At 43.5% G+C, this 13,603-nt stretch carries 10 protein-coding genes; 4 read left to right on the plus strand and 6 right to left on the minus strand.

What is annotated here, in order from left to right:
* Positions 1–31 precede the first annotated feature (31 nt).
* Positions 32–2,479 carry a ribonucleoside-diphosphate reductase subunit alpha gene (locus DOE51_RS09395; protein WP_142696280.1) on the minus strand — a complete coding sequence of 816 codons (2,448 nt, stop codon included), beginning with the start codon at positions 2,477–2,479 and terminating at the stop codon, positions 32–34.
* 562 nt (positions 2,480–3,041) lie between these two features.
* The gene (locus tag DOE51_RS09400; protein WP_142696281.1) at positions 3,042–4,037 is read right to left on the minus strand and encodes a TIGR01212 family radical SAM protein; all 996 of its coding nucleotides are present in this window, start codon (positions 4,035–4,037) and stop codon (positions 3,042–3,044) included.
* A 37-nt stretch (positions 4,038–4,074) separates the two neighbouring features.
* On the opposite strand from DOE51_RS09400, the gene DOE51_RS09405 reads away from it, so the two are divergent.
* Positions 4,075–4,833, plus strand: coding sequence for an MnmC family methyltransferase (locus DOE51_RS09405; protein WP_142696283.1), 759 nt, complete (start codon positions 4,075–4,077; stop codon positions 4,831–4,833).
* Positions 4,834–4,907: 74 nt separating this feature from the next.
* A complete protein-coding gene (locus DOE51_RS09410; protein WP_142696284.1) occupies positions 4,908–5,639 on the plus strand; it encodes an ABC transporter substrate-binding protein in 732 nt (243 codons plus the stop codon).
* On the opposite strand, the gene DOE51_RS09415 is transcribed toward DOE51_RS09410, so the two are convergent.
* Positions 5,611–8,634, minus strand: a complete 3,024-nt coding sequence (locus tag DOE51_RS09415) for an outer membrane lipoprotein-sorting protein (RefSeq protein WP_246845525.1) — start codon at positions 8,632–8,634, stop codon at positions 5,611–5,613. The two genes, DOE51_RS09410 and DOE51_RS09415, sit on opposite strands and share 29 nt — an antisense overlap.
* A gap of 376 nt (positions 8,635–9,010) precedes the next feature.
* Here DOE51_RS09415 and DOE51_RS09420 point away from each other — a divergent pair, with 376 nt between their 5' ends.
* Complete coding sequence (locus DOE51_RS09420) at positions 9,011–10,540, plus strand: hypothetical protein (protein ID WP_142696287.1); 1,530 nt, start codon at positions 9,011–9,013, stop codon at positions 10,538–10,540.
* A 15-nt stretch (positions 10,541–10,555) separates the two neighbouring features.
* On the opposite strand, the gene DOE51_RS09425 is transcribed toward DOE51_RS09420, so the two are convergent.
* On the minus strand, positions 10,556–11,758 hold the full coding sequence (locus DOE51_RS09425; RefSeq protein WP_142696289.1) for a hypothetical protein: 1,203 nt from the start codon (positions 11,756–11,758) through the stop codon (positions 10,556–10,558).
* 175 nt (positions 11,759–11,933) lie between these two features.
* Positions 11,934–12,611 (minus strand): PilZ domain-containing protein, encoded by a 678-nt coding sequence (locus DOE51_RS09430; protein WP_142696290.1) that lies wholly within the window; start codon positions 12,609–12,611, stop codon positions 11,934–11,936.
* 70 nt (positions 12,612–12,681) lie between these two features.
* Here DOE51_RS09430 and DOE51_RS09435 point away from each other — a divergent pair, with 70 nt between their 5' ends.
* Positions 12,682–13,269, plus strand: coding sequence for an NADPH-dependent FMN reductase (locus DOE51_RS09435; RefSeq protein ID WP_142696291.1), 588 nt, complete (start codon positions 12,682–12,684; stop codon positions 13,267–13,269).
* Here DOE51_RS09435 and DOE51_RS19175 read toward each other — a convergent pair.
* The gene (locus tag DOE51_RS19175) at positions 13,247–13,393 is read right to left on the minus strand and encodes a hypothetical protein (RefSeq protein ID WP_168196418.1); all 147 of its coding nucleotides are present in this window, start codon (positions 13,391–13,393) and stop codon (positions 13,247–13,249) included. The genes DOE51_RS09435 and DOE51_RS19175 overlap by 23 nt on opposite strands.
* Positions 13,394–13,603: the final 210 nt, after the last annotated feature.

Consider the following 13,603-nt stretch of genomic DNA (forward strand, 5'->3'; position numbering starts at 1 on the left):
GGCCCGTGAAATAAAAATTAAATATCAAAAATTACTGGCAAGCTTCACAAGCTTCTGGATTTTCCAGAGAGCAAGCGATCACTTCAGCGTCTGTGTACGTCTTCTTAGGAGTTGCTTCAGCCTGCGCGACTGCCGTCGCTCCGGCACTGCCGGCACCAGCCGATGCATCCATAGAGTTTGCTGCAGTTTGTGAATCAAGCGCGCCCATGCCAGAAGATTTCACTGTCGTTTTTGCGATCTTAGTCGCTGGACGAGAGCGAAGGTAATAAGTCGTTTTCACGCCTTTTTTCCACGCGTACATGTACATTGAAGAAACTTTACCGATTGTTGGGCTTTCCATGAACAAGTTCAAAGATTGAGCTTGGTCGATGTAAGCGCCGCGATCAGCAGCCATGTCGATCAATGACTTCATTGGGATTTCCCAAACCGTGCGATACAACTCTTTCAATTGTGGTGGGATCGCAGCAACTTCATCAATTGAACCATCGTTCAATTTGATTTCGTTACGAAGATCTTCATTCCACAAACCAGCTGCTTTCAAGTCAGACACCAAGTACTTATTGATCTGCATGAATTCACCAGAAAGTGTTTCACGTTTGAACAAGTTAGATACTTGTGGCTCGATAGCTTCGTAGCAACCAACGATAGAAGCGATAGTTGCAGTTGGAGCAATCGCGATTACCAATGAGTTACGCAAACCGTGCTTTTTGATCTTCTCTTTCAAAGCATTGAAACGCTCTGGTTGAGAAGGAGTCACACCCCAAAGGTCGTATTGCAACAAACCTTTAGCAGCTTTTGTTTGTTCGTAAGCACCGTGAGGACCATGTTTTTCAGCCAATTCGCAAGAAGTAGTGATCGCGTTGAAGTAGATCTCTTCTTGGATTTTCGCTGACAAATCACGAGCCGCAGCAGAGTCAAATGGCAACTTCAATTGGAAGAACGCATCTTGAAGACCCATAACGCCCAAACCAACTGGACGCCATTTGTGATTTGAATCTTGAGCAGTTTGGATAGGGTAGAAGTTGATATCAACTACGCGGTCCAAGTATTTCACTGCTGTACGAACAGTTTTAGCCAATTTTTCGAAATTGAACTGACCGTTTTCAACGTGACGACCCAAGTTGACTGAACCCAAGTTACAAACCGCAGTTTCAGAGCTTGAAGTCACTTCAAGAATCTCTGTGCAAAGGTTAGACAAGTGAATCACATTGCCTTTTTCGCCAGTTTGGTTCGCTTTCATGTTAGATGCATCTTTAAATGTCATCCAACCGTTACCTGTCTGCGCAAGAGTTTTCATCATGCGAGAGTAAAGGTCGCGAGCTTTGATTTGTTTGATGTAAAGTTTTTTCGCTTCAGCTTCTTCAAAAGCCGCTTCGAATTCTGGACCATAAGTGTCTACGAAGTGAGGAACCACGCGTGGATCGAATAGTGACCACATCGCATCAGCTTCAACACGTTTCATGAACAAATCTGGAACCCAGTTTGCCAAGTTCAAGTTGTGAGTACGTTTTGCTTCGTCACCAGCGTTATCGCGAAGTTCTAGGAACTCTTCGATATCTGCGTGCCAAGTTTCAAGATACACGCACGCTGCACCTTTACGTTTACCACCTTGATTTACTGCTGCTACAGACGAATCCATAGTTTTCAACCAAGGAATGATACCGTTTGAGTGACCGTTAGTGCCTTTGATCAATGAACCGCGGGAACGAACGCGAGAGTAAGCAACACCAATGCCGCCTGCGAATTTAGAAAGCAAAGCGATGTCTGTGTACTTCTTATAGATAGCTTCAAGATCATCTGCTGGAGAATCCAATAGATAACAAGAAGACATCTGAGGGCGTTGAGTACCAGAGTTGAACAATGTTGGCGTAGAAGCCATGTAATCATGAGAAGAGATCAAACGATAGAATTCGACAGCTTCATCAACTGATTGAGCAAGACCACAAGCCACACGCATGAAGAAGTATTGAGGAGTTTCAAACACCTGACGTGTAAGTGGGTTTTTCAACAAGTAACGATCGTAAACAGTTCTCAAACCGAAGTATTCAAAACGGTCTGTTCTGTAAGGTTCGATCGCTGCGCACAAAGCTGCTTTATGAGCTTCAACAAATTTATAAGTCTCTTCAGAAAGAAGACCCGCAGAGAAACCAAACGCTACTGAATCAGCGAAAGATTGGATTTTTTGTGAACGAACTTCTTCATCTACATAGACAGATAGAAGACGGGCAGCCAAACGAGAATATTCTGGCTCTTCACCGATCAATAAAGAAGCTGTTTGGATACAAAGGTTATCCAACTCATTTGTCGTCGCACCATCATATAGACCGCTGATTGCTTTAGTCGCAACGCGAAGTGGATCGACCTGAGTAAGGCCTTGTGTGTTTCTTGTAACGCGCTCAACGATCTTCGTGACGTCGACCGGCTCAAGCGTGCCATCTCTTTTTTTAACTCTCATGATGTGAGCTGTTGTTTCCAACATGATGTATCCCCTCTGCCCCGTTCCATTTGGGCAAAAAAATCCCGTCTCCGAATTTTTACCCCTCGTAGAAATTCAGACACTGGTTCAATATATAAATGTAGTGATTGGTTGAGACTGAGTTGCTAATCCTTAGCTGTTAGTCTAGTTCTCTCGCGTGCCTGGATTTAGCTTTTTGGCCAATCCTACTTCGGCGGAGCCGAAGTGTAAGACAGTTAAAGAGCTTTCGAACCTCCCTCGTTGACCCCTATATCTAGGGGTTATTCATAGGTGCCTTGTCCATAAGGCGGGTATCGATCTCAATTCCAACTGTGTAATTCTTTCGGATAAGTTGCAAGGATATTTTTTCACTTAACGCTAACTTTTTTGTGACGTTGCTCATCAATTAAGCAGTCATATTGATATTCTTGACTCGTCTGTCGTGCAAAAAAAGAGAGCAAAACGGAGCATTTCTCCGTCGGCAGGACTTTGGTGGAGCGTTAAACCCTTGTTTTCTGGTTTTCTAAATCGAATTTCCCTGTACTGGTCTTACACGATCTTAAATTGATGAGATTTTCAGCAAATTTTAAAAAAGTCTTTGCGCCTTTTTTGCCAAAAATTTCTGTGCTTCAACGTCCGCATCTGTTTGCGCGCTGAAAAACTGCGATTGATAAGCCGATTTTGCTCGTAGTTGATCAATAATATACTGATGCGTGCCCATTTTATCTTTCGTCCACTCGGGTGCTACAAGTTCATCCCAGCGTGAAGAATAAGCGGCCAGTCTGTGCATAGCAAAGCGCGGAGAAAGATGTTGCAGGAACAGCTCCACACGTTGGGTATAGGTCTCGCGATCAATCGGAGTGAATTCTCCACGGTGATACATATCTTCTAGAGGTGTGTTTTTAAGAACGTGCATATTGTGGAGTTTCACGTTTGTAATCGGTAGAGAGTTTACGATCTCTGCCGTTTTCACGATCTGCTCATCGGTTTCGCCGGGATTTCCGAAGATCAAGTGAATGCCCAGATCCACTTTCGTGTTGTCAGCGATTTTGTGAATCGCTTCGATGGATGCTTCAGCCGTGTGGCCTCGGCGCATGAATTCCAACTGATCATTGAAGAAACTTTGTACGCCCATTTCAACGGCGACAAACGATCTTTCGTGATACTCATTCCACAAATCTAAAACAGACTTCGACAAACAGTCGGGACGAGTGCCCAAAGTAAAGCCTTTGACCCATGGATACGACAACGCAATATCGAAGTTGTTACGAAGGGCAGAGACTTTCGTGAACGTGTTTGTATAAGCTTGGAAGTAGATCAAAAAGGCTTTGGCATTATAACGACGAGAAATTCGTTCGTGATACGTTTCAATCTGCGAACGCAGCTCCATCGTTAAGGACTCTTTGTTCGCGGCGGAGCCCCATACATCACAGAATACGCACGTCTGCATGCCCTTTAAACCCATACGGTTCGGGCAATTATCAACCACGGTGACAGGGATTTTATAAACCTTCTCACCAAAGAGTTGATTGTAGTGCTCGCTAATAGTGTGATAGGGAAGTCCCAACCAGCCTTTTTCCATAAGGCATATATAGATTTATTTTGCGGGAAGTCAACGAATGAAGTCATGGAAGGACATTGGCTTTGAGATCATTATCACTAACGACGGCAGCCCAACGCTTCGTCTGTTAGAGCCCACGGATGCGACGGTCCCGCATGGTGAATGGATGCATCACTCTGGTGGTGCGTGTACTGAAACTAATTTGCTTTACGGAAATCCCGCGCGCGAAGTTTTAAAGAAGATTATCAATCCTCATTTTTTGATCGTCGGTTTAGGCATGGGCTATATCGAAATGGTCATTGCACGCGAAGCTTTGTTATTAGGTAAAAAATCGTCGGATGTAGGGCTTATCACAAGTTATGAATCCGTTCCTGAGCTGCGCGAATTTTTCTTTGCATGGTTGTACGATCGCCCCGAGATCTCGCCAGAGATTCGTTCAACCTATGATTTGGCGTTAGAGCACGTACTCAAAGAGCAGGACTTTTCCCCAGATATTTTAAAAGGTTTTTTACGCGATCACTTTAAGACTGTGACAGATATTCATGCGGCTCTTGCTCCCGACGTCACTTTGCCTTCGCGATATCACGGCATCATGTATGATGCTTTTAGCTCCAAGACGACGCCTTATTTGTGGGAGGAAGAGTTTTTAAAGCAATTGCTTCGAGATGGCAGCGCAGAACAGAGTATGTTCACGACTTATGCGTGTCGCGGAAGTTTAAAACGCGCCTTAAAAGATCAAGGGTTTGCATACATTCGCCGTGATGGTTTTAATTGCAAACGCAATTCTACTCTTGGTGGTAAAAACTTTTCTGTTTAAATCTCTGGTCAAAATGTAACTCCTGGACTCTGAATATTCCTTGCCAAAGTGACTAAATAAATAGTTACTTAGTTATGCCATTTTTTCTGAACTTTCTTTTTATCGGCGTTCTTGTACTTCTTGGAAGTGCGTCTTCTGCCTTTGCTAAAACACTTAAATTTTCGACGTTCCCAATTCCTTTGATGGTTGAAAGTAAGAATTCAGGCATCTTCATAGAGTTGACGAAAGAAATCGCCAAAAGAAATAATTTAAATGTCGAAGTCAGCGTGACTCCGCCAAGCAAGTCGATTCTTATATTTGCCAACGGCAAAGCGGATGCATGGTTCCCAGCAGCGGCTGTGAGTCTTCCGAAAAAATCGGCGCGCTCGATTGCCTTTTACGCTAAAACTGACTTTATCTTTTACCGCAAGGGCAAGCCTTATAAATCGATCGCTGAACTTGAAGGAAAAAAGGTTGGACTGACATTCCGTTATCCCTACATGGTGGAATTGACGGCGAATAAAAAAATCAGCTTCGATTATTCCTCTGACGATATCAGCAACATGAAAAAACTGAGTAGTGGGCAGATTGATGCGTTTGTTGTGGAAGAAAGATCGGGTCTTAAGGCTTTAGAATTAAGTGGTGTTAAAAATATCGAATACGACGTCAACAAACCACTTTCACGTCAGGAAATCTTTTACGCCTTTCAAGACAATGAAGAAGGGCGTGCCTTAGCGCAGACCTTTTCAAAGACCATCACTAAAATGAAGAGCGATGGAGCTTTTGATTCAATCATGTCTAGTCATCAGCCAAAGATTTTGGAGTAAATTTAGAAGCTTTCAATCCCTGATTCAGTTTAATGTCTGACAGGGTGATATCTGTGCCGCGTTTGTTTTGCACATTGCGGATCTTGATGTTTTCAGCACGCCATTTGTTGCCAGCAAGTTTTTTATAATTCGAAAATTCGATAACCTTAAGAAGTTTACCTTGTTTGTCATAGCATTCGGCTTTCACTGGTAAGAATTCTGAAGCCGCCACATAACTTTGCACTTTCGAATAATTCGCGGATGTTGAAGTGACATCACTTTCTAAGATGATGTATTTGCGCCCGTTTGTTTCAAATTCTTTTTTGATGGTTGTTGCCGCAGATTGATCTCGATTGAAATCAAAATCTTCCGCACTAAGTTCTGAACCAAGAATGCCACCCTTACTGTTTTCCCCAGTTAAGCGACGAGTTTGTTTCGTCGATGGCAGATAAACCCATTTGTCCTCTTTATCGCCTTTTAAGGTAGCAAGCAGGGCGGTTCCTTTAAGATCTGCAGGTTTTTGCATACGCACCATCAAAGAGTGATCTTTTTTTCCAGGGCTAATACGCCAGATGCGCATTTCACGATCTTTAGAACTGCCATCGGCTTCGATGATTTTCATGTGCACTGTGAATTCTTCATCTTTCGTGGTGATGCGGGAATTCATCTCTTTACCGATTTGCTCGACCGTAAAGGCTGAAGGAATGGCCGTCGTTGTTTGTGCAGGCTTGCGTGCCGATGACGGACCCGCTGTCGGTTGAGCTTTCGCCGAATGATGATAAGCAAAGATAGAGAAGGCCAAAATCAAAGCGCCAGTTGTTGCCATAATTTTCTCCTTCTTCCATTTTACGGGTGACAACAACCACGGACAACTTTTCAACATCGTTGGAAGAAGAATCAAATCACCGACCAGACCTGCGAGCATTGACAATAACATGTAAAAGCCAAAGATCCTGTTCATTGCAAAATACGAAGCCATGAACACAGAAAACCCTGCAAGCAACGTTAAGCTTGAAATCAAACACGGATTACCTTCAAGCCACAGCGTTTTTTCAATATCAAGAACACGGCTTTTGGTATTTTTCTGAATCGCACGCAGGCGCTCTAACAAGTACACCGTATTGTTAAATGCCAATCCCAATGCGATAGAAAAAATAATCGCCACACTGGGTTTGATCGGCGTTTCAGAAACGGCCAAGAATCCCAAGAGTGCCGCGGGTGGAACCAGATTTGGAATGCAAGCCACCAGGGCCCAACGCAAGGATTTAAACACGAACATCAATACCACAACGATCGCAAGCATCGATTGCCAAAAGCCGAAAATCAGTTCATGCGAAAGGTCGTTATTCAAATGATGAATCGTTGATCCCATGCCCGTAACTTTCACGGACATCGTTGGAAACATTTTTTCAGTTTTGCTGCGAAGATTTTCAACTAACGAATGCAATTCATTGCCCGGTAAGTCTTGGGTGCGAACAGAAATACGCGTGCGCGAACTGTTGGCATTTAAGAAATTCTTTAAAGGGCTTTCACTGGATAATGAATATAAAAAGAAAATTTCAGCCGTCGAACCGCGACTTGCCGGCAAACGTAAGTGATTGATATTTGCGGCCGCGACTAAATCCGGTAGACCCACGACACTGCCAACACCCGGTGTTTGGCGAATGTCCGTCAGTAAAGTATCCAGATTTTCAATAAGGCGCGGTTCATTCCACGCATCTTGTTGGCCTTCAATTTCAATATCGACAGGAATCATGCCGCCCAATTTTTTATCGATCGTTTCTGTTGAAAGACGCACTTGATGATTTCCAGGCAGGTCATCAAACAGACGCGCAGACCATGACAGGCTTTGACCTTTTAAAGCTAAACCCAATGACACAAATAAAATGGCCAAAGTCCAAACGCCGCTACGACGGAATAGGTAAAGACCCCAACGCGCTTTGCTCCAGGCCCATTCGCGTGCCTTCGCACCACGCAAGAATAACATTAAAGGCAACAGCAATGCCGTTGTGACAACCCAACCGACAGTAATCGATAAAGCTGCCGTCACACCATAATCACGAATCAATGGAACATTGGTTGTCAGTAAACTAAGGAAGCCAATCATCGTCGTCGTGGAAGCAATCAAGTTGGGCTTGATGATCGCGCGTATTGTGATGCGCACGATCTCTTCATGAGATTTAAGGGGGGCAGCCTTTTTTTCTTCCGCATACCTTAACAGCGTGTGAATACAGAGTGACACGACATCGACCGTCGTTAAAATCGGAATGGTGCTAGAAAGAATTGAAAACGGAAATCCTGCTAAGGCCATAATAGCCAAAACCAAAATGTTCGCGCACACAATAACAATAAAGGAAATAATCAGCGGAGACCAATTCGCAAAGATCAAACCTAAAACGATGAAGCAAGCAATAACGCCCAGAACGACGAAGTTGCGAATTTCAGATTGCAATAAAGCTCCAACGTCAGTCTGAACAGCTGGTGTGCCGCCAATTTGAATTTTTGCAAAAGGCATAGAGGCTTGCGCCGTCACTTCAAGGTTTTGGCGTAAGTCTTTAAGGTCATGATTATTAAGCAGCTGAATATTAACGATGATCGAAGCAGTCTTCCCATCTTTAGAGATCAAAGTCGGGGAGATCAGGGGATTGCTTAAACTCTCAGATTTCCATTTATCCGTCGGCAGGCTTTTTAATAAGGGTCCGACGCTTAAGCCCTGGTCGCTATTGATTGCGCCTTGAACCGTTGCCAGACTTAATGTGTTTTTAACTCCAGGAAAGTGAGCCAGCAGATCCGTCAAGCGTGCTAAAGCGTCAATACGTGACTTATCAAACCAGTCATTTGTTTCTGCAACCTGAGCGGTGATAACGAAGGGTTGAACTTCAGAAAGTTGAAATGCTTGGCGAGATTTTTCGTCTTCTTTTAAAAGGGGATTATCTTTAGGAAGAAACTGTTTCAGACTGTATTGAGTTTGCAAACGCGGTAGCGCAAATAGACTTAAAAGAGTTAACAGTATCACCGCGGCAAGCGACGATATAGCTAATGTCCTTGTCGATATACGTCTAAGCATTCCTCTCATCAGTCAGTCCTCTTCGCGAAAAGTTATAGCAGTCCGATATCGGTCGGATTTTTTTACGACTATAATGTGCTGAAAACTGAATACTTACTGAACAAAAAAATCTGAATACGAAATTCTGCAAGAGTGTTTATCTTAAAGCATGCAAGTTTGAATTCTGATGGAAAAAGTAAAAAAAGTTTTCACTGGTAGACCTTTTTCTAGAGCGGAAAATGAGAATGCATCCGAACTAAAAGTTCTCAAGAAAAATTGTGTTCTCTTTTAGACCTTTTGCAAAAAGTATCTTTAGATTTCTAGCAAGACACCGTAACTTAATCCCATGATTAATAAAACCACGACTAAAATATTTATGATGTGCTTAGCTGCTTTCTGCTCGGGGAAAGCATTTGCGGGCGCAAAGATTGATTCAGAATTCGAACTTGTTTTGCCTAAAACATTTCAGCAAAATCTGATTGAGCAGAAATGGAAAAGTCTCGCATCTCAGAAATTCTCGGCAAATTGGCAATTTCCTGATCAAATTGTTGAAACTTCGCAAAGTGGCAACACCATTCAAGTTCACTTAGATGGTATTAAACTCGCATTAGCCACGCAGTTAAAGAAACCCGCTTTGCAAAATGGCCAAAGCCAGACTTTGCTCGAGCTAACATCTTCTGATTTACAAGCGCAAATGACGATTGGAAAGATTTCCGTCAACCAAACAGTTGAACAAACTGTGGGTGGTATTACAGGTCGCTTCGATTTAAAAGCGGAATGTAATAACGTCGTCCTTAATATGAAGGCGGGGGCAGGGACCTTTGCTATTTCGCTGAAGCCAGCGGTTGCAAGTTCCCAAGTTGCGGCTCAGGTGAATGACGTGGCTTTATCATGGCAACCAGATGCGTGGGTAGCGCAGAGCTTTTCATGCACAGGTGCTGAAGGCTTTGCAGATCTCGTCAATCAGCAACTTCAAAAAATCTCTGCGGATTCAGCAAGCTTTGTAGATCCCCGTAAAGAATTGATTGTTTCTTACGTGAAGGACTATCTTGGAAAATTTAGCATTGATCTTGCGACAGCGCGCGAATTAGTCAGTTCACGCAGTGACGTTAAAACTTCAATGACAATTGATAGCTTCGATGATTCCCAGGCTGACAAAATGATCGCCAAAGGGCACGTGACGGTGGAGTTCACGCGCATTGACTCCACGGATGTGACGTCGTTAGCTTTAAGTACGAAAGATGCCAATTATACTTTGGGCAGTTCGGCGTTGATTCGTTTGCCGGGGACTTTTGCAAAAGAAGTCATGGCTAAAGCATATGCTGCCAACACCTGGGTTCACCGCCTGACATCAGCACAGTTGCCGGGTTTTTCAAGTTTGATGAATTCACGTTTTTCGCAATTCTTCGTATGGCCAGAGCTTATGAACTATTCAAAGTCCGCGAAATTCTTGTTTGACGTCTATTCAAATAAAGATCCCAAAATCACGGGCAGCGGTTTGCAATATCAGGTGAATCTGAATCTGCTGACAAAGATGCAAGCTCCGAATAACGGTAATTATGTGCCATTCATGAATTTTACAATTCCGTTTGCAAGTAAAGTGACGATGTCGGTAGCGAACAGTGCCTTGAAAGCAACGTTCGCTAATACGGATATGACTTTGAAGTACCAATGGGATTCGTCGTATGTGAATAAATTTGGTCCGTCGCAACGTTTCGGGGCTTCGACAATTCAAGGACGTATTCTTGATGCGATCGACGGTCAAAGTACAACAGTGACCTTGCCAGCAATCCCATTAACAACGGGCTTATCTTTAAAAGTAAATAAAGCAGCCACACTTTCTAATTCAGATTTGTTGTTGCAGTTAGCTCCGTAATTCATAAATAGAAATCTAAAAGGAACGACTGAGTGATAATGTCACTGAGTCGTTCTTATTATAAAGACCCAGCGGATTTTCACTTGTACCCGAAATAAAATCTGCTTCAAAATTTAAAGTCCAAACATCAAACAGTCGCCGAGAGATATTGATTTGCTCAAAATGGCTTCCATGAACTGAATCGTACAATCCCAGCAAAGATCCGCTCCAGACTTCACGCCAAGAAATTCTTCCACCTAACATCCATGCACGACGAAAGATTTCCGTGATCGAGATGTTTGAATCATTGTTTTTTTCTGTATGTAAGAACGAATACTGAAGGATACCGATAAAATTTCCATCGGGGATATTGAAGGTTTTTTCTAAGCCCACAACGTTTTCATTAATCCACCCTGGCAGATTGATATAATCCCCTTGGCTTTGGCTGTAGCTTGATTCCAATTTAAATAAAAAGTCCCATTGATGACTGACCATGCTGAAGCCACCTTGGCGAATGCGATAGTCCTTGGCGTTCAAGGTCACATCGGGATTCACCTGAATCACGGTTTTAGGGGAAACCTGCACAATCGTTCCAGTCACAACGGGTTCGATCACTGGAAACTGTGCTGTTCCATCGTAGCCACTTAAACTAAAGTCAAAAATAGAAATCGTTTTTTGAACCCGCAGGCCAAAGTTATTATCAAATGCAGAATTCAAAGTGTCGCGGTCGCCATAGTGATAACGAAGGTCGTTGGGCAATAATAGGACGATGTTATTGTCCGGCACTTGCGGCACGAAAACTTCACGTGGCAACCAGCGACTGTTTTCTCCAGGTAAAATTGGTTTGCGGGCTCGGGGAATGTAAATGAAATCGTAATCGAACCACGGCATGGATTCAGAAACAAGGATCGACAGCGCCCCCATTTTTTTGGTCTTCAATGGATCGAAGACTTGTTTGGTATTTACAAGATCCACGGGATTATAGCCGTCAGTGACTCCCCAGGTGACTAAATTAAAGCCCACTTGAACAGCGGCCGTATTCTTTTGAAATTTTAGATAAGCTTCTGTGGGATCGAAATAATAGCGTTCGACTTCGGATTTATTATCGGGATTTGCAATGAATGTAGGCCGAAAATAAAAACGCCAATGATCACCATGCTTCCATTTAATGATCGGATCAAATTCAAGTTTGAATAAATTGGAATTGGTATCTGTGCCGTACTCTTGGGGGAAGTACATATCGCTCAGTTGTAGATCAGCTCCGAAACTCCATTCGGAATCAGCGGCGGACGCGTTTATGGTAGAGAGTAAAATTCCTACCCACAGAACGTGCTGAATAAAACAAAACCTCGAGCTGAAATGCATGACATATAAAATCATGAAAGCAGGTCGAGGTCTGTCTGACTCTTAACAGTTAAACTGTTGCGAACTTATTAACGTATTCAATGATTGAACTTTTGAATTCTTCAGGAAGGCCGACAAAACGCAAGCCTGCATAACCATCAGCGCCGACGTAAACCACCTCGCACGTCGCATTCACCGTGACATAAAGATTGGGACTTGTAAGGACTGCGGGGAAGCGCTCGCCAATTTGCAATGTCTGCGCGTCGTTAATTCCCAAACCGCCTTCACTGATAGAAATCACACGGCACGATAAATCACCCTTCGTCGTCTCACAGACTAAAGTGCCCACAATTGGAACGCGGGGGTGAGATCTGCGGCTGATTTCAAGATCATCGACAACTTTTTGAAAGCTAAAGATTTCTTTCCAGCCTGAATTTTGGAAATTCAAATCAACGCTCGAGAAGTCCTTGATGTTTTTAAGGTAAGCCACCAAATCAGAATACTTCATCGGTTCTTTTTCAGAGTTGTCGATACGAATACGCCATAAAGGCTGTGAATCGACATCAGCTTTGGCTGGTGCGAAGTCTTTCAGTGTTTGTCGCCATTTTCCCGGAGACATCCATTCGCTGTGACCACGTCCCCAAATTTGCGCATCTGGCATGCTGCCGATTTTAGAATCGACTTCTTCCGGCGAGTAAGGTCCGGCAACCTGGCCCTCATTGAGGATGAACCATATCTTTAAGTTCACAAATGTGCTCCTGAGATGTTATCTATTCATTAGACCGAAATTGAAGGGTCTTTGTCTAGGAGATTTAGAAATGAAGTACATCATCGCAGGAACGGACCGCCCAGGTTCAAACACCATGAAAGTCGCAAAATACATTCAAGATATTTATAAAAACTTGGGTGAAAAGATTGAGATCATCGATCTTGTCGAAGTGAAGAGTCATCTTCATACGGGTCCTCACTACGGTCAGGCTCATGAAAGAGATGGACTTCGCCCTTACGTGGAAAAAATCATGAGCAGCGAAGGTTTGATCGTGATTTGCCCAGAATACAATGGCTCTATGCCAGGCGTTCTGAAGTACTTCATCGATCACTTGAAGTTCCCAGAGTCTTTCGAGTATCGCCCTGTTTGTTTTGTTGGTTTAAGTGCTGGCATGTTTGGCGGTCTACGTCCAGTCGAACACCTGCAGCAGATTTTTGGATACAGAAATGCTTTCATCTTCCCAGAGCGCGTCTTTATTATGACAAGTCACAAGGCCATCGGTGCCGATGGTCAGATCACTGACGAGAACATTAAGACGTTGCTGGTTCAGCAAGCGAAGAACTTCCGTCGTTTTACAGAGGCTCTTTCTGTTGCTCAACTTGATGCCAATTCGTTTATGGCGTCGAAGAAGAGCTAGCTGCCGCAGGATTGCGGTTGTCTGTCACAGTCTGTGAATTCAAGCGGCCCTCAAAATAGATCAAACCAATGATCAAGAGGGCTGCTAAAAGCCATTTAGAATGAAAAAAAGCGGAACGAAACATAAGTTTACACCCCAAGTCACTTCATTCATTGTCTCAAAGTGCTGAAGAAGATTGCAACTGAACAGACTGTAATGTGGAGGTCTGCGTCATGCTCTCTGGTCTAAAGCTGACATTTATCTGCAACTTACCTAAACTTAAGTCTTACGCGCAAAATTTTAACGGAGTCTAGGTTATCGAACAGGCCGCTGGTCACAGTAAGAATAAGAATTT

This window comes from Bdellovibrio sp. NC01 (assembly GCF_006874625.1).
Taxonomy (GTDB): Bacteria; Bdellovibrionota; Bdellovibrionia; order Bdellovibrionales; family Bdellovibrionaceae; genus Bdellovibrio.

What these genes read in the sequence shown, in the direction of transcription:
- DOE51_RS09395 (WP_142696280.1), bottom strand. Translation starts at nt 2,479, where the DNA reads ATGTTGGAAACAACAGCTCACATCATGAGAGTTAAAAAAAGAGATGGC.
- DOE51_RS09400 (WP_142696281.1), bottom strand. Translation starts at nt 4,037, where the DNA reads ATGGAAAAAGGCTGGTTGGGACTTCCCTATCACACTATTAGCGAGCAC.
- DOE51_RS09405 (WP_142696283.1), top strand. Translation starts at nt 4,075, where the DNA reads ATGAAGTCATGGAAGGACATTGGCTTTGAGATCATTATCACTAACGAC.
- DOE51_RS09410 (WP_142696284.1), top strand. Translation starts at nt 4,908, where the DNA reads ATGCCATTTTTTCTGAACTTTCTTTTTATCGGCGTTCTTGTACTTCTT.
- DOE51_RS09420 (WP_142696287.1), top strand. Translation starts at nt 9,011, where the DNA reads ATGATTAATAAAACCACGACTAAAATATTTATGATGTGCTTAGCTGCT.
- DOE51_RS09425 (WP_142696289.1), bottom strand. Translation starts at nt 11,758, where the DNA reads ATGTACTTCCCCCAAGAGTACGGCACAGATACCAATTCCAATTTATTC.
- DOE51_RS09435 (WP_142696291.1), top strand. Translation starts at nt 12,682, where the DNA reads ATGAAGTACATCATCGCAGGAACGGACCGCCCAGGTTCAAACACCATG.
- DOE51_RS19175 (WP_168196418.1), bottom strand. Translation starts at nt 13,393, where the DNA reads ATGTTTCGTTCCGCTTTTTTTCATTCTAAATGGCTTTTAGCAGCCCTC.